At 62.8% G+C, this 25,681-nt stretch carries 18 protein-coding genes; 4 read left to right on the top strand and 14 right to left on the bottom strand.

Going from position 1 to position 25,681, the window contains the following annotated elements:
• Positions 1–62 precede the first annotated feature (62 nt).
• The 3 genes from HBO19_RS06585 to HBO19_RS06595 all read left to right on the top strand — a co-directional run bounded on the left by HBO19_RS06585 (position 63) and on the right by HBO19_RS06595 (position 1,850).
• Complete coding sequence (locus HBO19_RS06585; protein ID WP_169955770.1) at positions 63–353, top strand: DUF5629 family protein; 291 nt, start codon at positions 63–65, stop codon at positions 351–353.
• Entirely contained in the window at positions 340–1,515 is a 1,176-nt protein-coding gene (locus HBO19_RS06590; RefSeq protein WP_170057110.1) for a lactonase family protein, read from the top strand. Before HBO19_RS06585 ends, HBO19_RS06590 begins: the two co-directional genes overlap by 14 nt.
• 155 nt (positions 1,516–1,670) lie before the next feature.
• Positions 1,671–1,850, top strand: a complete 180-nt coding sequence (locus tag HBO19_RS06595) for a hypothetical protein (protein ID WP_169955768.1) — start codon at positions 1,671–1,673, stop codon at positions 1,848–1,850.
• Between the two features lie 21 nt (positions 1,851–1,871).
• Here HBO19_RS06595 and HBO19_RS06600 read toward each other — a convergent pair whose 3' ends face one another.
• The 12 genes from HBO19_RS06600 to HBO19_RS06655 all read right to left on the bottom strand — a co-directional run bounded on the left by HBO19_RS06600 (position 1,872) and on the right by HBO19_RS06655 (position 17,328).
• Entirely contained in the window at positions 1,872–2,480 is a 609-nt protein-coding gene (locus tag HBO19_RS06600; RefSeq protein ID WP_169955767.1) for a glutathione S-transferase, read from the bottom strand.
• Entirely contained in the window at positions 2,477–6,115 is a 3,639-nt protein-coding gene (locus HBO19_RS06605; RefSeq protein WP_170057111.1) for an AAA family ATPase, read from the bottom strand. The genes HBO19_RS06600 and HBO19_RS06605 overlap by 4 nt, the downstream gene beginning before the upstream one ends.
• The gene (locus tag HBO19_RS06610) at positions 6,112–7,353 is read right to left on the bottom strand and encodes an exonuclease SbcCD subunit D C-terminal domain-containing protein (protein WP_170057112.1); all 1,242 of its coding nucleotides are present in this window, start codon (positions 7,351–7,353) and stop codon (positions 6,112–6,114) included. The genes HBO19_RS06605 and HBO19_RS06610 overlap by 4 nt, the downstream gene beginning before the upstream one ends.
• A gap of 209 nt (positions 7,354–7,562) precedes the next feature.
• A complete protein-coding gene (locus tag HBO19_RS06615; protein ID WP_262386239.1) occupies positions 7,563–7,886 on the bottom strand; it encodes a hypothetical protein in 324 nt (107 codons plus the stop codon).
• Between the two features lie 479 nt (positions 7,887–8,365).
• A complete protein-coding gene (locus tag HBO19_RS06620) occupies positions 8,366–10,006 on the bottom strand; it encodes a BatD family protein (RefSeq protein WP_170057113.1) in 1,641 nt (546 codons plus the stop codon).
• A complete protein-coding gene (locus HBO19_RS06625) occupies positions 10,003–11,739 on the bottom strand; it encodes a tetratricopeptide repeat protein (protein ID WP_169955763.1) in 1,737 nt (578 codons plus the stop codon). The genes HBO19_RS06620 and HBO19_RS06625 overlap by 4 nt, the downstream gene beginning before the upstream one ends.
• On the bottom strand, positions 11,736–12,824 hold the full coding sequence (locus HBO19_RS06630) for a VWA domain-containing protein (protein WP_169955762.1): 1,089 nt from the start codon (positions 12,822–12,824) through the stop codon (positions 11,736–11,738). The genes HBO19_RS06625 and HBO19_RS06630 overlap by 4 nt, the downstream gene beginning before the upstream one ends.
• Entirely contained in the window at positions 12,817–13,311 is a 495-nt protein-coding gene (locus HBO19_RS06635) for a DUF4381 domain-containing protein (protein WP_169955761.1), read from the bottom strand. Before HBO19_RS06635 ends, HBO19_RS06630 begins: the two co-directional genes overlap by 8 nt.
• Complete coding sequence (locus tag HBO19_RS06640) at positions 13,308–14,240, bottom strand: DUF58 domain-containing protein (RefSeq protein WP_169955760.1); 933 nt, start codon at positions 14,238–14,240, stop codon at positions 13,308–13,310. Before HBO19_RS06640 ends, HBO19_RS06635 begins: the two co-directional genes overlap by 4 nt.
• Before the next feature lie 5 nt (positions 14,241–14,245).
• Complete coding sequence (locus HBO19_RS06645) at positions 14,246–15,205, bottom strand: MoxR family ATPase (protein ID WP_003218556.1); 960 nt, start codon at positions 15,203–15,205, stop codon at positions 14,246–14,248.
• A 245-nt stretch (positions 15,206–15,450) separates the two neighbouring features.
• The gene (locus HBO19_RS06650; protein ID WP_170057114.1) at positions 15,451–15,804 is read right to left on the bottom strand and encodes a hypothetical protein; all 354 of its coding nucleotides are present in this window, start codon (positions 15,802–15,804) and stop codon (positions 15,451–15,453) included.
• A gap of 93 nt (positions 15,805–15,897) precedes the next feature.
• Positions 15,898–17,328, bottom strand: a complete 1,431-nt coding sequence (locus HBO19_RS06655; RefSeq protein ID WP_170057115.1) for a DUF6543 domain-containing protein — start codon at positions 17,326–17,328, stop codon at positions 15,898–15,900.
• Positions 17,329–18,012: 684 nt separating this feature from the next.
• Between HBO19_RS06655 and HBO19_RS06660 the strand changes: the two genes are divergently transcribed.
• On the top strand, positions 18,013–22,872 hold the full coding sequence (locus HBO19_RS06660; protein ID WP_170057116.1) for an NAD-glutamate dehydrogenase: 4,860 nt from the start codon (positions 18,013–18,015) through the stop codon (positions 22,870–22,872).
• Between the two features lie 1,304 nt (positions 22,873–24,176).
• Here the strand turns inward: HBO19_RS06660 and HBO19_RS06665 are convergent.
• Together HBO19_RS06665 and HBO19_RS06670 are read right to left on the bottom strand one after the other, a co-directional pair.
• A complete protein-coding gene (locus HBO19_RS06665; protein ID WP_170057117.1) occupies positions 24,177–24,854 on the bottom strand; it encodes a GntR family transcriptional regulator in 678 nt (225 codons plus the stop codon).
• A 15-nt stretch (positions 24,855–24,869) separates the two neighbouring features.
• Positions 24,870–25,571, bottom strand: coding sequence for a FadR/GntR family transcriptional regulator (locus HBO19_RS06670; protein ID WP_169955755.1), 702 nt, complete (start codon positions 25,569–25,571; stop codon positions 24,870–24,872).
• Positions 25,572–25,681 lie beyond the last annotated feature (110 nt).

A 25,681-nucleotide genomic window follows, 5' to 3' on the forward strand; every position in this document is an offset into this window, starting at 1 on the left:
CGACACGACGGCGACCACGGTTTGGCCTATCATCAACGTTTTTCCACTGATGAATGATCCTGATGACTGCTGCTACCCTGGCCACTGAACTTGCAACCAGCGACATGCTCGTAATCGATGGGCTGCATGCCTTTGATTTCACCTTCGATGATCGGCAGTTACTGATCAAGAGCATGGACGGTCGGGCCGAGAAACGCTGGACGTTCAGCATCGCCCAGGTGCAGGCCGCGACGTTCGATGAAACCTTGCAAAGCTGGACCCTCAGCGGTGACTCGGGCGAGCACCGCCTGGTGTGCCTGAGCGCCATCACTGGCAGCAACGAAGACGAGGACGACGAACATGCTGATGCGTAAATTCTGGCCCCTGCTGATGGCCGGCAGTGTCGGCGCGATGTCGGCCCAGGCCGCGCCGCTCGAGACCTTTGCACTGCTGGTGGGCAGCTACACGGCAGGTACCAGCGAAGGTATCTACCGCCTGCAGTTCGACAGCCGTACCGGGCAGTTCAGCGGCGCGCCGGTGCTGGCGGCCAAGGCGCAGAACCCGTCCTGGCTGACCCTGTCCCAGGACCAGCAACACCTGTTCGTGGTCAATGAAAACGGCCCCGGCCAACAAGACCCGGTGGGGCGCGTGAGCAGCTACCGCATTGACCCGGCCAACCAGCAACTGACCCTGGTCAACCAGGTGCAGAGCCTGGGCAACGAACCCACCCATTCCAGCCTGGCCGCCGATGGGCGCTACCTGTTTGTCGCCAACTATTCGGTGTTGGAAGATCCGGGCGGCAGCCTGGCCGTCCTGCCGGTGGATGCCGCAGGCAAGCTGTCGCCGCCGGTGCAACTGAGCGCGCACCCGGCCAGCCGGGTCAACCCTGAGCGCCAGGCGTCCAACCACGTGCATTCAGTGGTGTCGTCACCCGATGGCAAGTACGTGTTTGTGCAGGACCTGGGGGCGGACAAGGTCTTTGCCTACCGCTACGACCCCAAGGCCAACCACGAACAGCCGCTGACCCCGGCTGATCCGGCTTTCGTGCAGTTACCGCCGGGCAGTGGCCCGCGCCACCTGTTGTTCAGCGCCGATGGCAAGCATGCCTGGCTGACCACCGAGATGAGCGCGCAGGTTGCGGTGTACGACTACCAGGACGGCAGGCTGACCCAGCGCCAATTGGTGGACTTTGCCGCTGGGCAGCCGCTGTCGGACAAGGCTGGCGCTGCGCTGCACGCTTCCAGCGATGGCAGGTTCCTCTACGTCAGCAACCGTGGCACCGCCAACCAGATCGTGGTGTTTGCCATTGATCCTGCCACCGCGCAGCTCACAGAGATCCAGCGCCGCACGGTGGAAGGCGACCATCCCCGTGAGTTCAGCCTCGACCCGAGCGGCAAGTTCTTGCTGATTGCCAACCAGAAGAGCAACCAGATTGTGGTGATCGCGCGTGACACCCAGACCGGTCAACTGGGCAAAACCGTACAAAAACTGCCGATTGATGCCCCCAGCGACCTCAAGTTCCTGGTGCGTCAATAAGCCACAGGCCCCGCCGTGCGGGGCCTGACTCCTTGTATCAATCCCAGTGATAACGGCTACTGTTTCAAAGCATTTCAGCCAGCCGGAACCCAGGCGTAAGTTTGCTCCAAGGCCTTCACAAGCCATCCAGCCAACTGAACACAAGGGTTACCGCCATGAACTTCAATCTCTTCTCGATCATCGCTGCCTCCGCTGTTTCCGCCACCGTGGCCTTGCCAGCCAGCGCCAGCGTGGAGATCAGCAGCAAAAAATCCAGCACCAGCGCCTACACCCAGAAATACCTGCAACAGAGCGCCAACTTCTATGCCGCCCTGGATCACAAGACCCAAGGCTGACACGCCAAGGCTGCACCGTGGCTACGGGTTTTTGGCCATGGATTGGACAAACAGCGGCGACGCCAAAAACCGCTCCAGCCACTGCTGCAAGTGCACATAAGGCGTCGTTGCAAACCACTCCCGGTCCACATGGGCAAACTGGCGCACAAACGGCGCCAGCGCCACATCCGCCAGGCTCAGGTGATCGGCCAGCAGGTAGTCGCGCTGCGTCAGCAATCCTTCAAGCTTGCGCAAAAACACCTCGCCCTCGGCCCGATAGTGTTCCATCGGCTGCTCCGGGTAGCGCTCGGCGTATTTGTAGCGATTCAAATGCTCCTTGAAGGCCTGGTCATTCTCGGCAATCAACGCTGCCATCAGCCCCTGCGCCGCCGGATCCTCCTTGAGCAGCCAATCTTCGGGATCATGCTGCGCCAATGCCCAGCCCATGATCGCCAGGCTCTCGTCGAGCACCTGGCCGCCCACACTCAACACCGGCACCGTGCCCTTGGGCGAAAGCGCTAACATCTGCGCCGGCTTGGCCTTGAGGCTGACTTCGACCACCTGCACCGCCACCGCGCAATAGCGCAGGGCCATCCGCGCGCGCATGGCGTAGGGGCAGCGGCGAAACGAATACAACACCCCTTCGCTCATTTCACCTCCAGGGTGCTCAACCCATTGCCCTGGCGCTTGACCTGGATCTGCACCGGAATTCGTTCGTGCATTTCCTGTACGTGGGAAATCACCGCCACCTTGCGCCCCTGGGCCTGCAAGCCGTCGAGGGCGTCCATGGCCAATTGCAGGGATTCGGGGTCCAGGCTGCCGAAGCCTTCATCGATAAACAACGACTCGATCTTCAGCGTGCTGGAGGCCATCGACGCCAGCCCCAAGGCCAGTGCCAGGGAGACGAGGAACGTCTCGCCGCCGGACAGCGAATGCACCGAGCGCAGTTCATCGCCCATTTCCGTGTCCAGTACCAGCAGGCCCAGCATGCTGCCGCCGCGCTTGAGGCGGTAGCGGCGCACCAGTTGGCGCAGTTGCACGTTGGCGTGGTGTACCAGCAGGTCGAGGTTGTAGGCCTGGGCGAACTTGCGGAACTTGTCGCCGGTGGCCGAGCCGATCAGTGCATCGAGCCGCGCCCAGCGCTGCCACTCCTCATAGGCCTTGGCGGTGGTGAGCGCCAGGCTCTGGTTGGCGTCCTGGCGCCGCTGGTCTTCGGCTTGTTGCGCGCGCAGTTCGGCGCAGTGTTTTTCGCCGCCAAGCAGTTGCTGGTTCAGCTCGGCCAGGGCGCTGTCCAGCTGTTCGGCGTCAAGGTTGCCGTTGTGCAGGGCCTGGTGGTCCTTGAGGCGTTGCTCGCGTTCTTGCAGCAGGACCTTGGCCTGTTCGATGGCTTTTTCGCTGTGCTGTACCTGCTGGCGCAGTTCGCTGATCCCAGCCTCGTCGAAGGCCAGCAGATGTGCCAGGCCTGCGTCGTCGAGCTGCGGATGCTGGGCGCGCCACTCGCTGATACGGCTGTGCAACGCCTGGAGTTCGCTGTCCAGGGCTTGCTGGCGCTCCTGGCGGGCCTTGAGGTCGGCGGCCAGTTGGATCAGTTCGCTGCGGGTGTCCTGCAACTGTTGATTGGCCTGGGTCTCGCTGTGACGGGCCTGTTCCACGGCCTGTTCGAGCTGCTGCTGCCAGTGCTCGGCGCTGGCATGTGTGCCCAGCAGGGCGCTGAGTTTTTCCTGGGTGGCCTGCTGTTGCTGGGTCAACTCGGCCAACTGCTGGTGCTGCACGGCCAATTGTTGCTGGCGATGCTGCTGGCGGTCCTGTTCTTTTTCGATGGCTTGCTGGCGCTGTTGCTGCTCGGCCAGTTCATCCTTCTGGTAGCCAAGCTGCTCCAGGCGCTGGCTGATCTGCTGGTCCAGCAGCATGAACGTCGCCGCCGGCTGCGTGCGCAGGCCTTCGAGGGTCTCGGCCGGGAGCAGGCTGGCGAAAGCATTGAGCTCTTCGTCCAGGCGCTCGCGGTCGCTGGCCAGTTCCCGTTGCTGGTCGATCAACTGCTGGCGGGCTTGCTGGCTGGCATCCTGGGCGGCTTGCAGCTGTTGCTGCAGGCGCCCGGCATTTTGTTGCAGGTTGAGCAGGGCGCCCTGGCGCTGTTCGTCCTGGGTGATGCTCTGGCTGAGCTGGCCCAACTGCTGCGCCAGCCAGGCGCTGCGTTTGCCGCTGTCCTGGTTGAACAGCGCGGCGCTCAGCGGGTGGGCCTCGAGGCTCGGCGCCAGGCCCTGGAGCTGGGTCGCCAATTGCTCTTGCTGCTGCAGGAATTCTTTTTGCTGGGCGATCAAGCCGCCGACTGCAGCGCGCAGTTCGGTGAGCGTTTCCTTGAGGGTGTCGACCGCTTTCTGCGCATTGGCTTCTTCGCTTTCATCATGGCGCGTGAGGCTGTGCAACAGGGCTTCGGGCTGGTGATACGGATGCTCGACGCTGCCGCACACCGGGCAGGGTTGCTCATCCTGCAATTGCCCACGCAGCTCCTCGACACTGGCGCTGCGTGCCAGCCGCTGGCGTTCCAGTAACTGCTTGGTCACGCTCAGGGTCTGCTCGGCCACTGTCAGCTCGGCCTTGGCTTGCAGGCCGGTCTGGTTCAGTTGCTCGCGCTGTTGCTGGGCGCTGGCCTGTCTTTGGGCCAGCTCCTGTTGCTGTTGGTCCAATTGCTGCTGGCTGTCCCACAGCCGCGTCAGGTCCTCGAAGGCCCGTTGCTGCTTGCGATTGTCCTTGAGCAGGCTATCGAGCAACTGGATCTGCTCGGCCACCGCATGGGGCTCGGCCCCGGCTTCCTGATACAGCAACTCCAGGGCCGTGCGTTGCTGGGTCCATTGCTCGCCGGCGCGGTTGGCGCGTTCTTGCAGTTGCGGCAGTTCGGCCTGGCCCTTGTTCAGGCGATTGCCGATCAGCATCAGTTGTTGCAGACGGTCGCGGTAGGCGTTCCAGGCGTCGCTCAAGGGCGCGAGGGTGGCGCTGCGTTCCAGTTGCGCCGCCAGTTGTTGCAGGCGGCTGGCAACCTGTTGCTGCTGGGTATGCAACGTATCGAGCGCGGCCTGGCCTTCGGTGCAGGCGGCTTGCCCCAGTTGTTGCTGTTCACTGCTTTGGGCCAGCTCGCGGGTCAGGCGGGCGAGGCTGCTTTGTTCCTCGAACGCCAGGCGCAGCAACGGCACGGCTTCGGTCTGCTGTTGCAAGGCGGCGGCCAAGGCGCTGTGTGCGCTGGCTTGCTGCTGTTGCAGTTGCTCCTGGCGTGCGTGCAGGGCGGTTTGTTGCTCAAGGTGCTGGCGGATCTGCGCGGCCAGGGGCTCCAATTGGCCGTTCAGTTCGCTATGCCGCGCAAAATGATGACGCTGCGGCGCCAGTTGCTCCAGGCGGCTCAAGTCCAGGCGTTGCGGGCCCTGGGTGTGCCATGCCTGCTCGGCCTGTTGCAATTGCTCGGCCGCACTGTGTTGGCGCTCCTGCCACTCGCGCAGCTCCTTGAGCCAGGTGTGTTGCAGTTCCAGTTGCTTGAGCTGGGCCTGCTGGGTCTTGAGTTGCTGCTGGGCCGCGCTCAATTGTTGATCCAGCTCGGCGCGGGCCTCGGCCGGCAACGGCGTGACGCCAGTGGCCTGGTCTTGCAGCAGCTTGTGGGCTTCCTTGGCCTCCCGCGCCTTGATGAACGCGCGCTGGCCCAACTGGGTGTAGAGCGCGGTGTCGGTGAGCTTTTCCAGCAGCTCGCTGCGCTCGTTATCGTTGGCCTTGAGAAAGGCGCTGAACTCACTTTGCGCCAGCAGCACCGCACGGGTGAACTGTTCAAAGTTCAAGCCCAGGGCCAGCTCCAGTTGCGTCTTGTATTCGGTCTTCTGGCTGGCCAGCAGTTGCTCGCTGTCCAGGTCGATCAGGCTTTGCCGGCTGTTCTGCAGCTTGCCGCTGGCCTTGTCGCGGGCGCGATTGGCCTCCCAGCGCGCGCGGTAGCGCCGGCCGCTGACGCCGACAAAGTCCACTTCGGCATACCCGCCGCCGGTACCGCGGCGGATCAGGGTGCGCGGGTCGCCGATGGAGATATCGGTATCGGCATCGGGCATTTTTGCCTGGCCGGTGTCGCCCAGGCGTGGCACGGCGCCAAACAGCGCCAGGCACAAGGCATCGAGCAAGGTACTTTTGCCGGCGCCGGTGGGCCCGGTGATCGCAAACAACCCGGCGCTGGCCAGGGGCTCGGCGGTAAAGTCGATTTCGAACGGCCCGGCCAGGGACGCGAGATTTTTCAGGCGGATGGCGAGGATCTTCATGGCTGTTGCTCCTCGTGTTGCACGTCCTGGAGCAACACGGCGAAATCCTTGAGGGTCTGTTCGTCCACGTCACTGCCATAGCTTTCCTGCCAGGCGCGGCTGAACAATTCCTGGGGCGTGAGCTGGTCGAGTTCGATCAACGGCTCATCGCCTTGGTCCTGACGCGCGCCGCTGCCGGCGTACTCGGCGGCGATGCGCACCAGGCGCACGGCCTTGCCCAGCAGGGCGTTTTCCACTTGCTGGCGCAGGTCAGGCTGGGGTTCGTCGAGGCGCACGCGCACCTCCAGCCAGGGCTGGCGCTGGGTGTCGGCCAGCAGATCGACGTCGGGCAACTGCGCCAGTTGCTTGAGGATCTCGGCCAGGGGCGCGGCGTCCAGGCGTAGCAGATGCACGGCGCGGGGGATCAGGCGCGGTTCGACGCTGACCAGGGTTGCACCGTCCAGTTGCACGTCGAGGATCTGGTGTTGATAGCCGATTTCGGAAAATGACAGCGGGATCGGCGAGCCGCAATAACGGATGCGTTCCTCGCCATTGACCCGCTGGGGCTTGTGCAAGTGGCCGAGGGCGACATAGCTGACACTGGCATCGAACAGACTGGCCGGCAGCGCTTCGGCATTGCCGATGATCAGGCTGCGCTCGGAGTCTTCCGACACCGAGCCACCGGCCATATGTGCGTGGCTGATGGCAACCAGCGCCTGGCCCGGTTGGCGCTTGGCGTTGGCTGCGGCGATCAGGCGCTCATGCACCTGGCCGATGCCCTTGAGGTAATCGTCGCCCAACAGCGCACCGGTGACTTCGGCCGGGCGCAGGAACGGCAGCGCCAGGCACCAGCCGGCCACGGCGCCGGTTTTGTCCGGCAGGGCAATCAGCAAGCGCTCCACATCCAGTTGCCCGTCATCCAGCCACAGCACCCGGCCCAGGGCATGGGTACGCAAACGCCGCATCAATGGCGCCGGCAGCTCAATGCGCGAGCCGGAGTCGTGGTTGCCGGCGATCATCACAACGGTCAGGTCGGGGTTCTGTTCATGGGCGTTGATGATGAAGTCATACAGACGCTCCTGGGCCTTGAGGGGCGGGTTGACCGTATCGAAGATATCGCCAGCGATCAGCAGCACATCGGGGCCGTGCAGCTTGATCTGGCCCAGCAGCCAGTCGAGGAAACAAGCGTGCTCGAAGTCGCGTTCCTGGCCGTGGAGGTTTTGGCCCAGGTGCCAGTCGGAGGTGTGAAACAGACGCAAGGCGAACTCCGTGGGGAATAGGTAAAGGAGCGGAGTTTACCTGTAAATGGTAACGAGGCGCCCAAGATCAAGAACCGAGCGCGAAGCTGCATCCTTTGTAGGAGCTGGCTTGCCGGCGATGGCGCTGGATCAGCCAAGACATTTATTGGCTGATACACCGCCATCTCTAACGCATGGCCTTCGCATCCACGCAGGCTGCGTGTGGAAGGTCAATGGGGTTTGAGGCAGTCGAGCGCACGGTCGGCCAGGATTTTCGCCTTGTCTATCAAGTGCTCGGTGGCGCCTGCCATGTGCCGTTGATTGCCGGTCAGCCCTTGGGTGGTGCCGGCTGCGGTGGCGGCTGCGCAGCGCAGCAGGTCGCTGATTTGGGCAAGGGCGTCTTCAAAACTGAGGTCTTGATGCACGGTGAAGGAAGGGGGCGAGGCGGGTTGTAGGTAGTGGCTCAGGGCGCGGTCAAATATTTCGCGGTCGGGGGTGAAGCGGGGTGAAGCGGGGTGAAGCGGGGTGGGTCGGGGACGATTTTGTTCATGCATAAGCTCCTACTGAAAAGGGAGCCATCCCGATGTCGGTCTCACTCGACAAAAAGGTGGCAGCTATGTGCAGGGTGAGAATACCGGACAGTAGGACTCCGGCCAGACCGAAGTCTGCCCGCACACAGCCGCCATAGAACATGGTAATGACGGTAGTGGCGCTTGGCGCCTACTGGTTGGCAGGTTCTCACACCCGATCGCTGATGCTCAGCGAAGGAGCGAAGGCTAGCCAGTGGACTGTGCAGGCGCAAGGCCGAAGGATTGTCTAGGAAACGTCCTGCAAATTAAAGGGATATGGATTGCTGGCCTTTAACAATCTGTGACGAGCCCTCCAACGCCAGAGCGCGAAGCTGCATTCCCCTGTGGGAGCTGGCTTGCCTGCGATGGCGCTGGGTCAGCCAACACATTTATCGACTAATACACCGCCATCGCAGGCAAGCCAGCTCCTACAGCTGAGTTCACCGTCGGTACAGCGTGGGCGGTTACTTGGGATACAGCGGCGGCAAGCTGGTGCTGTCGGCCACCGGGGCCTGTTCGCGTTCGGCCATGGGAATGGCCTTGACTGCCCGCCACAACTCTTCGCCCTGCCAATACTGGCCGCTTTCGCTATAGAGCGCGCCGTTCAACCCATCCAGGGCATCGGACAGCGGCACAAACCGCGCCGCCATCTCTGCCAGGGTTTCCGGTTGCTGGCGTGCCCAGGCGTCCAGCGCCTGGCGCGTGGCCTGGGGGTCGTTGGCCTGGCTCGCACGCCGCAGGTCGTCGAGCAAGGTGCGGGGGCTGGGCCCGCTCTGGGCGGCGCGTTGGATCGCCGGGCGGGAGCGGGCGCGCCACCACAGGCCGAAGCCGAGCAGGGTGGTGCAGGCGAGGAACAGGCTGGTGAGCTGCCAGATCCACAGGCGGCCATCGTCCGGTGCGGTGATCACGGTGGGGGTGGCCGGGGTGTCGACCACCAGGCTCGGGTTGACCGCCACCTGCAGGGTGCGGGCCGGCAGGCTGGTGCGCTCCAGGTGGTCTTCGTGGGTGTTCCACCACACCACTTCCACGGCGGGCAATTCCAGGGCGCCGGCGCGGTTGGGTACCAGGGCTTCGCGGTCTTCACGGCTGCCGATCACCCCGCGCTCGCTGTTCTGGTTGCTCAGCACCGGCTGGTCGGGGTAGCGCCGCAGGCCGGCGATTTCGGTGCTGGGCAGCGCGGGCAACTGGGCGCTGGCCAGGCCTTCGGCCTTGAGGGTAAGGATGCGGGTCAGGGAGTCGCCGACCTGCACGTTTGTAGGTTCCGGGTTCCAGCTTTCGCCCAGGCTCAGGCTGCGCGCCGGCAGCCAGGGGGCGTCCGCTGGATAGAGCGCAGGCTTGGGCTTGACCGTCAGGGGGATCTCGGTGGAATTGACATGCAACAACTTGCCGGGCCTGGGCGCCTGGGGCGCGGTGCCCTGGGCCGGGCGTGGTTCGACCATGGTGGCGCTGAACATTTGCGCGGGGATCAGCAGTTGCCCGCTGTGCTGCGGGTAGATCCCGTAGCGCATTTCGATCACGCCATGGCGCACGCCGTTGATGACTTTTTCATAGGTGCGCGAATCACCCACTGGCTCGACGCGCGCGTCAGACAACTGCAAGGGCGTAAGGACGCTGTCGTCATACAGCGCCACCGAATGGTAGATACGCACGGTCAGCAGGGCCTGGGCCTGCACATATACGCTGTCCTGATCGAGGCTGGCTTCGATGAATACCGGTTCGAGCTGGTTGTCGCTGTCCTGGCCGAGGGTTTCGTCCACTTGCAGGCTGATCGGCTGGGTCTTGAATTCGCCCAGTTGCAGCGCTGGGATCACCACAGTGCCGGTGGTCTTGGGCTGCAAGGTGATGATCCAGCGGGTGGTGGCGTGGTTGCTGCCGTCTAGGGTGGTGAGCTGGTTGATCTGGCGGGTGCCGCGTACGTCGAACAGCGGGTCGAGGGGCGACAGGTCCGGCTTGCCGAACTGGGTAACGTCATCGGACTCGATTGTCAGCTCCACCGTTTCCCCGGAATTGACGCGGCTGCGGTCGATACTGGCGGCCAGGTCGGCCGCCTGGGCGTGACCGGCCCACAGCGCTAGCGATAAGACAAATGGGGTGCAGCGGCTCATCGAGTCTTGTCCTGATGTTGTTGCTGTTCGTACCAGAATTTGCGTCGCAACAACTCTCCGGGGTTGTCCGGGATCTGTCGCAGCCATTGTTCCAGGGCCTGGCGGTGCTCCTCGTCGAGGTTGGCATCCGCCGGGCGCAAGGGCGGCGTGGTGGTCTGTTCGTCGCCCAGTTCGCTGCCGGGTACTTCGTTGTTGCCCGCGGTGGGCGGGGTGCCGGTTTGTGTCTCGCCGGTGCCCGCCTGGCCTGCGCCCTGGGGCGATTGCTCGCCGCCGTTGGTTTGCTGGCTGTTGTCGCCTGGTTGCGCAGTTTGGCCGGGTTGGGGGGATTCGTCATCCTCGTTTTTTTCGGGGGCTGGCGGCTCGGGCTCCGGTTCTTCAAGGAGCAGGCGTTCCACCAGAGCTTTGTTTTTCAGGGCCGGCTGCAGGTCGGGCTGGGCTTCCAGGGCCTGTTCATAGGCGTCTATCGCGGCTTCCAGCTCGCCGGCGCGGGCCAGGGCATTGCCTCGATTGTAGTGGGAGTAGGCGTCACTGCCCTCGGCAAAGCGCCGGGCCGCCTCGGCGTAGTTGCCCGCTTCATACAGGGCCACACCTTGCCATTGTGGGTTCTCAAAGTGTTCGGCGGCTTCGGCCGGGCGTTTGTGCTTGAGCAGGTACTGGCCTTGTTGGTCGGGGCGCAGCCACAGGTCATCAAAGCTGAACGCATAGCTTGGTTGCGGCGCCGCCAGCAGTAGCAGCGGCAGGCAGAACAGCCAGCCACGGCGCCCGGCGCAGGCGGCGAGCAGCAGCAGGGGCAGCAAAAACCAGTAACCCTGGTCGGCCCAGGTATCCAGTTGCAGGCGCTGGCCGTCGTCGCGCAGGTTTTGCGGGCCGTCCAGCAGGCCCAGGCTGCGCAGGTCTTTGTCGTCCAGGCGGGCCTGACGATAGCGGCCGCCCATTTCACTGGCGAAGGCCTTGAGCGTCGGGCTGTCCAGGCGCGGGATCAGGATCGCGCCTTGTTCGTCCTTGAGGAACTCGCCGCTTTCCTGAGTCACCGGCGTGCCTTCACGGCTGCCAATGCCCAGGATCGACAGGCTCGGTGCCTGCCCTTGCAGCAGCAGGCGAATGCCCTGGCGCTCCTGCTTGGACAGCGACGAGCCAATCAACAACAGGCGACCCTGGCCCAGGCCGCCGTGCTTGAGCAGGCCCAGGGCTTTTTCCACAGCGAGGTCAGCGCGATGGCCGGCCTCGGGCATGATCGACGGGCGCAGGGCTTCCAGCAGGTTGCGGCTGGTGGCCAGGTCGTCGGACAGCGGCACCAGTGTGTGGGCGCTACCGGCATACACAACGATGGCGGTCTGCGCGTCACTGCGCGCCTGCAGCAGGTCCACCAGCTTGCGCCGTGCCTGCTCCAGGCGGTTGGGCGGGCTGTCGGTGGCGAGCATCTCGGGGGTCAGTTCCAGCAACACCACCAGCGGGTCGGCGGGTTTCTGGCTGATCTGCTCGACCCGTTGCCAGCCTGGGCCGAGCAAGGCCAGCAGGGCCAGCAGCCAGGCCAGGCCCAGCAGCAGCCACGGCGATTTGCTCTCCCGGCCATTGCCGCCACTGAGCAGGGCCGCGTGGAAGGCCGGCGGCAGGATCATCTGCCAGCGCCCGGCGCGTTTTTGCCGATGCCACAGTTGCCACAGCAACCAGCCGAGCACGGGCAGTAGCAACAACCACCAGGGACGGAACCAGTGCGGCCATAAAGCGATCATCGACGCCTCCGCAAACGCAGGCGTTGAAGGCGTTGGCGCCATTGTGGGTGCTGTTGCAGGAAATGGCCCTTGGTCGAGAGTTTATTGAGCAGCCGTTGCAAGGCGTTATCCGGCCAGCGTTCCTGGATCACCAACAGCAGGCTGAGAAACAGCGCCAGCGCCAGGGGCCCGCTATACAACGCCTGGGCCGGGCGGGCCTGGGTCGGCTGTTGCGCCACCGGCTCCAACTGGTCGAGGGTTTGCTTGATCGCTTGCAGCTCGGCACCGTCATGGGCGCGGAAATATTGCCCGCCGGTCGCCGCGGCGATGGCCTTGAGCGCCGGCTCGTCCAGATCCAGGCTGGGATTGAGGCCGAGCATGCCCAGGGTCCCGGTCTGTTCGGGGTTGGCGCCAATGCCGATGGGGTAGATCTTCACGCCTTCTTCGGCGGCCAGGCGGGCGGCGGTCAGTGGGTCGATTTCGCCGCCGTTGTTGGCGCCGTCGGTGACCAGGATCAACACCCGGCTTTGTGCCGGGCGTTGCCGCAGGCGCTTTAGGGCCAGGCCGATGGCGTCGCCAATCGCGGTATTTTTTCCGGCAATGCCGATGCGCGCTTCATCCAGCCAGGTGCGCACGGTACGCCGGTCGAAGGTCAGCGGCGCTTGCAGGTAGGCCTGGCTGCCAAACAGGATCAGGCCCACGCGATCGCCTTCGCGGCTTTCGAGAAAGTCCCCCAGCAGGTGCTTGACCAGGCTCAGGCGGCTGACGTCTTCGTCCTGCCATTGCATATCGGGGAAGTCCATGGAGCCCGACACATCCACCGCCACCAGCAGGTCGCGGCCGCTGGCGGCAATCGGCAGCGGCTCGCCGAGCCATTCCGGGCGGGCGGCGGCGGTCAGCAACAACAGCCATAGCACCACGAACGGCGCTTGTTGGCGCCAACCCGGCAGATTGATGCGCGCACGGCGCCGGGCCAGGCCTTCGAGGTCGCCGAGGAAACTGACCTTCAACGCCGGCTCGCCGCTGTCCGCCACTGGCAGGATCAGGCGCATCACCCACGGCAAGGGCAACAGGGCAAAGACCCACGGCCAGGCGAACTCAAACATGTTTGCGAATCCAGGTGTCGACCGCTTGCGTGAGGCCGGCGATGGCCTTGTCGTCGAGCTTGCATTCGGGTTTGTAGGCGCCTTCCACCAGGACCATCCAGCGCGTCAGGCCGGCCGCCGGGCAGCGGTTGTCAAGAAAGGCCAGCCATTTGCGCCCGTTGAGGGTGTGGCTCTGGCTGTAGGGGTAGTCGTTGCGGCACAGGCGTTTGAGCAGGCCATTGAGCTGCTGCAGCCAGGCGCCGGCCGGTGCGCCATCGTAGGGTTTGGGCATCAGCGCCAGCTCCGCGAGGGCGGCGATACGCAGAGGGTCTAGCGGTTGCTCGGCCCGGGCCAGCGGGCGTTTGCCGGGCAGAAAGCGGCGCAGCCACCACACGCCCCAGCCCGCCAGGGGGATCAGCACCAGCAACAGCCACCAGCCCGGCGCCGGTGGCCAGAAACCAATGGCCGGCGGGGCGATCAGCGGTTGCAACGAGTCCAGGCTGCTCATGGCTTTTTCACCGGGCGCTGGGGGTTGAGGTATTCACGTAGCTGCTCGACCATTTCGCTCTGGGTACTCAATGGCATCAGCAGCACCCGCAGCTTCTGCGCGAGCAGTTCCCAACGGGCGATGCGTGCTTCGGCCTGGGCCTTGTAGGCCTGGCGCAGCTCGAAGTTCAAGGTGTCGATTTCCAGTTGTGCGCCGCGCTCGGCAAAACGCAGCAGGCCGGCGGCGGGGAGGGCGTGGTCCAGCGGGTCTGAGACCGGCAGCAGCAGCAGGTCGCAATGGCGCGACAGCAGGCTCAGTTGCTGCTCGGCGCCTTCGGTCAGGGCGCGTTCATCGCAGATCACGATAACCAGGCTGCCGGGGCGCAGTACCTCGCGGCCACGGCGCAGGGCCATGCCCAGGGCATCGGCTTCGGGGCGGCTCTCGGTGTTCAGGCTCTGGTTGACCCGCACCAGGCGGTTGAGCAGTTGCAGCAGGCTTTGTTTGCTGCGCCGGGGCTTGATCTCGTAGTGCTCGTTATCCCCGAACACCAGGCCGCCGACCCGGTCGTTGTGCCCCAGCGCGGCCCAGCCGATCAGGCTCGCGGCCTGGGCGGCGAGGACTGACTTGAACATCAGCCCGGAGCCGAAAAACAGCCGGCAGCTTTGCTCGACCATGATAAAGATCGGCCGCTCCCGCTCTTCATGGAACAGCTTGGTGTGCGGCTCCTGGGTGCGGGCGGTGACGCGCCAGTCGATGGTGCGCACATCGTCGCCGGCCTGGTACACCCGCACCTGGTCGAAGTCGACGCCGCGCCCGCGCAATTTGGAATGGTGCAGGCCGATCAGCGGGCTGCGTTGGCTCGGCGTGGAAAACAGTTGCACCTCCCGCACGCGATGCCGCATCTCGATCAATTCGCTGAGGGAAACACGGATTCCATCGCCGGCGTTCATGGGGATCAAGCGACGGCAACGACGTCGAGAATGCGTTGCACCACGCGGTCCTGGTCGATGCCGGCCGCTTCGGCTTCAAAGGACAGGATGATGCGGTGGCGCAGCACGTCGAACAGCACCGCCTGGATATCTTCCGGGCTGACAAAGTCGCGCCCGGCCAGCCAGGCGTGGGCGCGGGCGCAGCGGTCGAGGGCGATCGAGCCCCGGGGGCTGGCGCCGTAGGCAATCCACTCGGCCATTTCCGGGTCGAACTTGGCTGGCGTGCGCGTGGCCATGACCAGTTGCACCAGGTATTCCTCCACGGCATCGGCCATGTACAGGCCGAGGATTTCCTTGCGCGCGGCAAAGATCGCCTGCTGGCTGACCCGCCGCTCGGGCTTGGTCTCGCCGTTGAGCGCTTCGCCACGGGCCTGTTGCAGGATGCGCCGCTCCACGGCGGCATCGGGGAAGCCGATCTTGACGTGCATCAGGAAGCGGTCGAGCTGGGCTTCGGGCAGGGGATAGGTGCCTTCCTGCTCGATGGGGTTTTGCGTGGCCATCACCAAGAACAGCGGCGACAGCTCGTAGGTACTGCGCCCGACACTGACCTGGCGCTCGGCCATGGCTTCGAGCAGCGCCGACTGCACCTTGGCCGGGGCGCGGTTGATTTCGTCCGCCAGCACCAGGTTGTGGAAGATCGGCCCTTGCTGGAACACGAAGCTGCCGGTTTCCGGGCGATAGATCTCGGTGCCGGTGATGTCGGCGGGCAACAGGTCGGGGGTGAACTGGATACGATGGAACTGTGCTTCGATCCCTTCGGCAAGCTCCTTGATGGCCTTGGTCTTGGCCAGGCCGGGAGCGCCTTCTACCAGCATATGGCCGTCGGCGAGCAGGGCAATGAGCAAGCGCTCGATGAGTTTTTCCTGGCCGAGAATCTGCGTAGAAAGAAAGGTTCGCAGCGCGAGCAGCGCTTCACGATGTTCCATCGATGACGGTTCCTGGAAAGATGAGCCTGGGGATTGTGAAAAACGCCAAGGCCTGGGGCGCTTACTTTAATGCATTGGAGGGGCTGGCGACTAACGAACCGGGGGGTATTTTTTGCGGCTTACAGCAAAGGCCTGAGGTTTTTGGCGTTGATGAGGGCCCCATCGCGGGCAAGCCCGGCTCCCACAGGTGGGAGCGGGCGTGTCAGGTCGCCCCATCGCTGCGATGGCGATTTAGCCGCCGCCAGTCAAAGCGTGCGGATGTAAGTGCCAGTGCCCTTGAGAATGTTCTGCAAGGTTTCTTCTACCTCGGCCATGTCCGACTCGGCGGTGGCGTGGTTGATCAGCAGGTGATCATTGCCGCCCAGCGCATCCTTGTCCGCCGCACCGATCTCCACCAGCAGGGTGGTCGCGCTCAAGGTGATCTTCAAGCCATCCAGGGTCGAAGGCTCGTAGTCCCAGGTCAGCTCCACCTCGTCCTCATCCGGATAACGGGACAGCATGAACATCTCGCCCTGGGTGCCGTGGCAGCACAGCATGGCCATGTTGTCTTCTTCGTCATCGCAAGGGGTGGCGAGCAGGTGGGCGGTGGTCAGTTGCATGTGGAGTCCTGTGTGGAAGGCGGCGACAAGGCCGGCAGGCTGTAATTCTGCCATTACCTCGGGCTTTGTGTCGGCTTTTGTGTCAAACGGGCATCAGGGATTGAAAGCCCAGGCGCTGATTGTGCTGCTGATCGGTTTAAAGGCATTGCCCAGACCACTGGTAAACAGCGGGACAAAGGTTTTTGCCGTGCCTTCGCTGATGAGCTTGTCTGCCTCGGGGCGCTTATTGATATAGCTGTCAATGCCAACGCCGAGCTCTGCTGCACCCACTGAGACGCTCGCTACTGTCAGTGCAGCGCCCAGCGGTGGGAAAGCGATACCTAGCGGAGCTAAAAGCAGCAGCCCATATTTGGCCCAATTCAAATACTTGAAGGCAGTCTTTGCCGTGACGTCGCGATTGAGTACGAATTGAAAGCGAGTGGCGTTTTTCAGGTCTTGCTCGGTGCGTTGCTGCAGTTCCTCAAACGGGTTCCCTTGGACTACCTGGCCATCGAATAGGCCGCCCTCGTCAAAGTACCCGAGCTTTTCTTGCGTAGCGACAGGAAGGTCACTGTTAAGCACATTACGGGTGTTGTCTATGAGCGCATCAATGCCTTTGGACAGGAATTCATCGGGACGGTCCTGGGGGCGGAAGTACAGTTTGAAACTGTCGACTTGTTGCGGGTCCTTCAATTGTTCGGCCAGCCACTTATTCATGTGTTTCTTGGAGTCGAAGCCTTTCAACATGGACCCATGGCCAGGCAGGTACAACAAGACCCGGCCTGTGGACTTATCCAAAGTGTAAAAGGCGCGCATGTTAAAACCTTTGAACGTGAGGAATTTGGTTTGCAGATTTGGATCAGCCTTGTAGGGCTGTATCAGGTCATTGTGACTAAGGGACTGGTAACTTTGGTCGGCCGGTAGTCCTGCGGCACCCATGGCGATCTGTCGATCGTTTTCGCTCAGGGACCTGTGCGACGCCTGCAAGAAGGCGCCTCTGGAGGCTTGGGCATAGGCATGGCGGGAATTGCTGTTCCAGTAACTGTTCAGGTACTGGTCATAGGGGGACTTATAACTGTTATCCCATACCATCTGTTTGAAGTCGGTGGCGCTGATATCGACTCTATTGCTTGCATCATAGAGATGGGCAGTCGCTTGCGACGGCTCAGTGTAAATACCTTGAAAGTGGCTGGTGAACCCCGATTCATTTGGGCGCGCGAACCTGCCAAAGCCGTCAGGGTCGTGGGTATGTGTTGAGCTTTGTCTTATTTCAAAGGGCCCGTCTTCTTTTGAACGTAGCGCCCCGTGGAACTCAGGTTCGTCCTGCTGGTTGAGCCTTGCTGCCTGGGTCAGTGATATTTTTTGAACAATGACCCCGCTATAAGGTGGGGCGTTAGTGCGGTGATCATATTGAATGCTCACTAAGTAAGTTTTATCGGGGTCAATATCTTTACCGAACGTTTGCTTGATCTGGCGCCTGACGTGGAGCGAAGTAACTTCGTCCGGTGTCTTGGGGTAGGTGTAGTCGGTGATGAGTTGTTGCACGGCCTTATTGGTGGCTACGGGCGCTTTGAAACAGGCCGCCGTAAGGTCTTGCCCTGCAGTGGCTGCACTACCCGGACGTGATGGTGCAGGGGGCTGTATGCAAGGGGGCTGGTGCCCTGGCAGCGGGGTGCGGAGGGCGGGGGAATATACGTTCAATAGCGCCTCGTTGAGTGGTAATAGAGCCTTTGTCGAAGGAAATACCTGCTCAAACTAAGTGACTCAATATTGAAATACGGTTCCTGCGCGGAGTTAGGAATTAGATTTTACGGATGTATGAAGTTTTACCGGGCGGCAGGTTGATCATGCCTGCTTGGCGGCTGCGCTTTTAATCCTCAACCTACACCTGAGCGGTAGGAAGGGTTGCTCTTGGTGCAACCGCGCAATGCCGTGTGTTGACCGAATATGTCGCAGTGCAGCAAGCAGCCAGCTTGCCGCACTCGTTAAGCTGCGCAACGGATGTGCCTTTTGCGTGACTCTGACCTGCCCGCCGTACCGTCATGCGCAGGGGGTGCTTCCAGTGGACGTCGAATGTGACCTCATTGACTTGTCCAGCTTCACCCACCTGTCACCCTGATTCGTTTATGGTGTTTATCATCATCACCGGCGAACAGAAATGACGGTCTCCCCACCAGGGGATAACACGCGACGCTTCCATCAATAACAAGCCCAAGCGGAGTACCACAGATGGCGTTCTTCACCGCAGCCAGCAAAGCCGACTTCCAGCATCAACTGCAAGCGGCACTGGCGCAGCACATCAGTGAACAGGCACTGCCACAAGTGGCGCTGTTCGCTGAACAATTCTTCGGCATTATTTCCCTGGACGAGCTGACCCAGCGTCGCATGTCCGACCTGGCCGGTTGCACCCTGTCTGCCTGGCGCCTGCTTGAGCGCTTTGATCACACCCAGCCGCAAGTGCGAGTGTACAACCCCGATTACGAACGCCACGGCTGGCAGTCGACCCACACGGCGGTCGAGGTCTTGCACCACGACCTGCCGTTCCTCGTCGACTCGGTGCGCACCGAACTGAACCGCCGCGGCTACAGCATCCATACCCTGCAAACCACGGTACTGAGCGTGCGCCGTGGCAAGAAGGGCGAGTTGCTGGAAATCCTGCCCAAGGGCACCCAGGGCGAAGACGTCCTGCAAGAATCGCTGATGTACCTGGAGATCGACCGCTGCGCCAATGCCGCCGAGCTGAATGTCCTGAGCACGGAACTTGAGCAGGTGTTGGGCGAGGTGCGCGTGGCCGTGGCTGATTTCGAGCCGATGAAGGCCAAAGTCCAGGAACTGCTGGCCGGTATCGACAACAGCCAGTTCGCCATCGAAGGCGAAGAAAAGGCCGAGATCAAGAGCTTCCTGGAATGGCTGGTGGGCAACCACTTCACCTTCTTGGGCTACGAAGAGTTTGTGGTGCATGACGAGCAGGACGGCGGTCATCTGGAATATGACGCCACTTCCTTCCTCGGCCTTACCAAACTGCTGCGCGCCGGCCTCACCGCTGAAGACCTGCGCATCGAAGATTACGCCGTGGCCTATCTGCGCGAGCCGACTGTATTGTCGTTCGCCAAGGCTGCGCACCCAAGCCGTGTGCACCGTCCGGCTTACCCGGACTACGTGTCGATCCGCCAGATCGATGCCGATGGCAAGGTCATCAAGGAATGCCGCTTCATGGGCCTCTACACCTCCTCGGTGTACGGCGAAAGCGTGCGGGTGATTCCTTATATCCGCCGCAAGGTCGCGGAAATCGAGCGCCGCTCGGGTTTCCAGGCCAAGGCGCACCTGGGCAAGGAACTGGCCCAGGTGGTTGAAGTACTGCCTCGCGACGACCTGTTCCAGACCCCGGTGGACGAGCTGTTCAGCACCGTGATGTCGATCGTGCAGATCCAGGAACGCAACAAGATCCGCGTGTTCCTGCGCAAAGACCCGTACGGTCGTTTCTGCTACTGCCTGGCCTACGTGCCGCGTGATATCTACTCCACCGAAGTGCGCCAGAAGATCCAGCAAGTGCTGATGGATCGCCTCAAGGCCTCGGATTGCGAGTTCTGGACCTTCTTCTCCGAGTCCGTGCTGGCCCGTGTCCAACTGATTCTGCGGGTTGACCCGAAGAACCGCCTGGATATCGACCCCCTGCTTTTGGAAAAAGAAGTGGTGCAGGCCTGCCGCAGCTGGCAGGACGACTACGCGAGCCTGGTGGTCGAGAGCTTCGGCGAAGCCCACGGCACGAACGTGCTGGCGGACTTCCCCAAAGGCTTCCCCGCAGGCTATCGCGAGCGTTTCGCCGCGCATTCAGCCGTGGTCGACATGCAGCATCTGTTGAACCTGACGGAAGCCAAGCCACTGGTGATGAGCTTCTACCAGCCTTTGGGCCACGTGACCGGCCAGCAGGAATTGCACTGCAAGCTGTATCACGCCGATACCCCGCTGGCGCTGTCCGACGTGTTGCCGATCCTTGAAAACCTCGGCCTGCGCGTGCTCGGTGAGTTCCCGTACCGCCTGCGTCACGCCAATGGCCGCGAGTTCTGGATCCACGACTTTGCGTTCACCGCCGCCGAAGGCCTGAACCTCGATATCCAGCAGCTCAACGACACCCTGCAGGACGCGTTCGTGCATATCGTCAACGGCGACGCCGAGAACGATGCGTTCAACCGCCTGGTACTGACCGCCGGCCTGCCATGGCGTGACGTTGCACTGCTGCGTGCCTACGCCCGTTACCTGAAGCAGATCCGCCTGGGCTTCGACCTGGGTTATATCGCCAGCACCCTGAACAACCACACCGACATCGCCCGCGAGTTGACCCGGTTGTTCAAGACCCGCTTCTACCTGGCGCGCAAGCTCACCGCCGACGACCTGGAAGACAAGCAGCAACGCCTGGAGCAAGCGATCCTCACTGCCCTGGACGACGTGCAGGTGCTCAACGAGGACCGGATCCTGCGACGCTACCTGGACCTGATCAAGGCCACCCTGCGCACCAACTTCTACCAGACTGATGCCAACGGCCAGAACAAGTCGTACTTCAGCTTCAAGTTCAACCCCCACGCCATTCCCGAGCTGCCCAAGCCTGTGCCGAAGTTCGAGATCTTCGTCTACTCGCCGCGCGTCGAAGGCGTGCACCTGCGCTTTGGCAACGTCGCTCGCGGCGGCCTGCGCTGGTCCGACCGTGAAGAAGACTTCCGTACCGAAGTGCTGGGCCTGGTCAAAGCCCAGCAGGTGAAGAACTCGGTGATCGTGCCGGTCGGCGCCAAGGGCGGCTTCCTGCCGCGTCGCCTGCCATTGGGCGGCAGCCGCGACGAGATCGCGGCCGAGGGCATCGCCTGCTATCGCATCTTCATTTCCGGCCTGTTGGACATTACCGACAACCTGAAAGACGGCGCCCTGGTGCCTCCGTTGAACGTGGTGCGCCACGACAACGATGACCCGTACCTGGTAGTGGCGGCCGACAAAGGCACCGCGACCTTCTCCGACATCGCCAACGGTATCGCCATCGACTACGGCTTCTGGCTGGGGGATGCGTTTGCCTCCGGTGGCTCGGCCGGTTATGACCACAAGAAAATGGGCATCACCGCCAAGGGCGCGTGGGTCGGGGTGCAGCGTCACTTCCGTGAGCGCGGCATCAACGTGCAGCAAGACAGCATCACGGTGGTCGGCGTTGGCGACATGGCCGGTGACGTGTTCGGTAACGGCTTGCTCATGTCCGACAAGCTGCAATTGGTCGCCGCCTTCAACCACCTGCATATCTTCATCGATCCAAACCCGAACCCGGCCACCAGCTTCATCGAGCGCCAGCGCATGTTCGAGCTGCCGCGTTCGGCCTGGTCGGACTACGACACCAGCATCATGTCCGAAGGCGGCGGTATCTTCTCGCGTAGCGCCAAAAGCATTGCCATCTCGCCACAGATGAAAGAACGCTTCGACATCCAGGCCGACAAGCTGACCCCGACCGAGCTGCTGAATGCCTTGCTCAAGGCACCGGTGGACCTGTTGTGGAACGGCGGTATCGGCACCTACGTCAAAGCCAGCACGGAAAGCCACGCCGATGTGGGCGACAAGGCCAACGACGCGCTGCGCGTCAACGGCAACGAGCTGCGCTGCAAGGTAGTGGGTGAGGGCGGTAACCTGGGCATGACCCAGCTGGGTCGTGTGGAATTCAGCCTCAATGGCGGCGGTTCCAACACCGACTTTATCGACAACGCCGGTGGCGTGGACTGCTCCGACCACGAAGTGAACATCAAGATCCTGCTCAACGAAGTGGTGCAGGCGGGCGACATGACCGACAAGCAACGCAACCAGTTGCTGGCGAGCATGACCGACGAAGTCGGCAGCCTGGTGTTGGGCAACAACTACAAGCAGACCCAGGCCCTGTCCCTGGCCGCCCGCAAAGCCTACGAGCGTGCGGCGGAGTACAAGCGCCTGATGAGCGACCTGGAAGGCCGTGGCAAGCTGGACCGCGCCATCGAGTACCTGCCGACCGAGGAGCAGCTCGTCGAGCGCGCCGCGACTGGCAAGGGCCTGACGCGCCCGGAACTGTCGGTGCTGATTTCCTACAGCAAGATCGACCTCAAGGAAGCGCTGCTCAAGTCCCTGGTGCCGGATGACGACTACCTGACCCGCGACATGGAGACCGCGTTCCCACCGAGCCTGGTGGCCAAGTTCTCCGAGGCCATGCGTCGCCACCGCCTCAAGCGCGAGATCGTCAGCACCCAGATCGCCAACGACCTGGTCAACCACATGGGCATCACCTTCGTGCAACGCCTCAAAGAGTCGACCGGCATGAGCCCGGCGAACGTGGCGGGCGCCTATGTGATCGTGCGTGACATCTTCCACCTCCCGCATTGGTTCCGGCAGATCGAAGCCCTGGATCACCAGGTCTCCGCCGAGGTGCAACTGGCGTTGATGGACGAGCTGATGCGCCTGGGCCGTCGGGCTACCCGCTGGTTCCTGCGCAGCCGTCGCAACGAGCAGGACGCCGCGCGCGATGTGGCGCACTTCGGTCCGCACCTGGCAGCTTTGGGCCTCAAGCTCGACGAACTGCTGGAAGGCCCGACCCGCGAAGGCTGGCAGAACCGTTACCAGGCCTATGTCGAAGCCGGTGTGCCGGAGTTGTTGGCGCGCATGGTTGCTGGCACCACGCACCTGTACACCTTGCTGCCGATCATCGAAGCCGCTGACGTTACCGGCCAGAGCGCTGCCGATGTGGCCAAGGCCTACTTCGCCGTAGGCAGCGCCCTGGACTTGCCGTGGTACCTGCAGCAGATCAGCGATCTGCCGGTGGGCAACAACTGGCAGGCCCAGGCCCGCGAAGCCTTCCGCGATGACGTGGACTGGCAGCAACGGGCGATCACCATCAAGGTTCTGCAAATGGCCGATGCGCCAGAAGACATGGAAGCCCGCGTGGCCCTGTGGCTGGAGCAGAACGCGAGCATGGTCGAGCGCTGGCGCGCGATGATGGTGGAAATCCGTGCTGCGGTGGGTACGGACTACGCCATGTACGCGGTGGCCAATCGGGAACTGTTGGACCTGGCAATGAGTGGTCAAGCGGTGCTGTAATCGGCTGCTGGAGCGTTAAAACAAAGCCCCGTCTCGCGAGAGACGGGGCTTTTTTGTGGGTTCGGAACAAGGTGGGGCGTATGCAAAATTTGCTGCCCCGACCGCCCCCTGTGGGAGTGGGCTTGCCCGCGATAGCGGCAGTCCCGTCACTGTTGCTCGCGGCTGACTCACCGCCATCGCAGGCAAGCCAGCTCCCACACTTGATCTGTGATGGGGCCAAAATTCTCTGCCCCAGTGAGATCCCCTGTAGGAGCGGGCTTGCCCGCGATAGCGGCAGTCCAGTCACTGTTGCTGGCGGCTGACCCAGCGCCATCGCAGGCAAGCCAGCTCCCACATTTGATCTGTGGTGGGGCCAAAATTCTCTGCCCCAGTGAGATCCCTTGTAGGAGCGGGCTTGCCCGCGATAGCGGCAGTCCCGTCACTGTTGCTGGCAGCTGACCCAACGCCATCGCTGGCAAGCCAGCTCCCACACTTGATCTGTGATGGGGCCAAAATTCTCTGCCCCAGTGAGATCCCTTGTGGGAGCGGGCTTGCCCGCGATAGCGGCAGTCCAGTCACTGTTGCTGGCGGCTGACCCAGCGCCATCGCTGGCAAGCCAGCTCCCACATTTAATCTGTGATGGGGCCAAAATTCTCTGCCCCAGTGAGATCCCTTGTAGGAGCGGGCTTGCCCGCGATAGCGGCAGTCCAGTCACTGTTGCTGGCGGCTGACCCAGCGCCATCGCAGGCAAGCCAGCTTCCACATTTAATCTGTGGTGGGGCCAAAATTCTCTGCCACAGTGAGATCCCTTGTAGGAGCTGGCTTGCCCGCGATAGCGGCAGTCCAGTCACTGTTGCTGGCGGCTGACCCACAGCCATCGCAGGCAAGCCAGCTCCCACATTTAATCTGTGATGGGGCCAAAACTCTCTGCCACAGTGAGATCCCTTGTAGGAGCTGGCTTGCCCGCGATAGCGGCAGTCCAGTCACTGTCGCTGGCGGCTGACCCACCACCATCGCAGGCAAGCCAGCTCCCACATTTAATCTGTGGTGGAGCCAAAATTCTCTGCCCCAGTGAGATACCTTGTAGGAGCGGGCTTGCCCGCGATAGCGGCAGTCCAGTCATTGTTGCTGGCGGCTGACCCAGCGCCATCGCTGGCAAGCCAGCTCCCACATTTGATCTGTGGCGGGGCCAAAATTCTCTGCCCCAATGAGATCCCCTGTGGGAGCGGGCTTGCCCGCGATAGCGGCAGTCCCGTCACTGTTGCTCGCGGCTGACCCAGCGCCATCGCAGGCAAGCCAGCTTCCACATTTGAATCTCTATGGGCTTACGCGAGTTTTGCTTGCAGATGATCCAGATGCTGGGTCATCAAGCATGCTGCCGTACCCGCATCCCGTCGCTCCACCGCTTCGACAATCTCTGCCTGCTCAAGCCAGGCGCCGGTGAACGCCCCTTGCCGGGCAATGACCAGCGAGGTCAACGGTACCAGGCTGTTGAGAAACTGCGCCAATGGCCGGTTGCCCGCAATGGCCGCCAGCAACAGGTGAAACTCGCCGTACAGGCGGATGGCCGGGCCTTGCTGGCCCTGCTCGACGCACGCCCGCTGGCGGGCCACCAGTTCGCGCAGGCGCCGCACCTGCCCAGGGCTGGCCTGTACGCACGCCAACTGGACCACGGTCACTTCCATCAAGCGCCGCGCCTCAAGCATATGTTGCACCTGCTCGGCATCCGGCGCCGCCACCTGGGCGCGCAGGTTGGGACGCAGGATGATCACTTGCTGCTCGGCCAGACGCGCAAGGACCCGGCGCAGCACGCTGCGGCTGACGCCAAATTGCTGGGCCAGACCTTCTTCGGTAAACCGGCTGGTGGGCACGATGCGCTGTTCGAGGATGGCATCGAACAGTCGTGGGTAGAGGTCATCCACCGATGGCCGTTTACCGGGCACCAGGCGCATAGCGGGTGGGGCGGTGACAGCAAAAGTGCGTTGCAGGGCGTGAGCGCTCATGGCCAGCCTCCAGAGTCAGTTGCCGAGATGGTCGTCGGGAATATTCAGGGCGGTGCCCATGCGCTGGCCCTCGTTGAGGATATGGCGGCGCATTTCGGCGCTGGCCAGGGCGCTGTTCTTGTTGCGGATCGCGCGCACCACGGCTTCGTTTTCCTGCAGGCGCTCGGCCAGGTGTTCGGGGGAATTGCGCAACACCTGGGCGCTTTGCTTGAGGGCGTTGCTGGTCTGCTGCACCACGTTCTGGAAAATCGGGTTGGAGGTCAGGGCGAATAGCTCCTCATGGAAGGCAATGTAGGCGTTCATCCCGGCTTCACTGTCGTTGGCTTCCAGGGCTTCGCGCATGTCCATCAGGGTCAGGCGCAGTTGGCCGATTTCCTTGCTGGTGATGGACTGGGCCACCAGGCCGACGATAAACGGCTCCAGGGTGTAGCGCAGTTGCAGGATATCGGCGAGGCTGGCGTCGGCCACGGCGTCATGGGCTTGTGGCTCGCTGACGCTGGTTTCCAGCACGACCACGCCTTTGCCGGGCATCGAGCGCACCAGGCCGAGGGTTTCCAGGACGATCACCGCTTCACGCAGACTGGGGCGGCTGATGCCCAGTTGTTCGGCCAGTTCGCGCTGGCCGGGGAGCATTTCGCCACGCCGCCATTGGCCCCGTGCCAGGGCGGCGCGCAGTTTTTCTACGACTGAATTGACGACGGTTGAAGTGCTGATCACGCCGGGCTCCTTATGTTGCAAACACAAACGGTAAAAATGGCGACGATTAACGGTGGGAGCGGGCTTGCTCGCGATAGCAGTGGATCAGTCAGCACATGTAGGGGCTGACA

The sequence above is a fragment of the Pseudomonas sp. WS 5021 genome (assembly GCF_012985535.1).
Lineage (GTDB): Bacteria > Pseudomonadota > Gammaproteobacteria > Pseudomonadales > Pseudomonadaceae > Aquipseudomonas.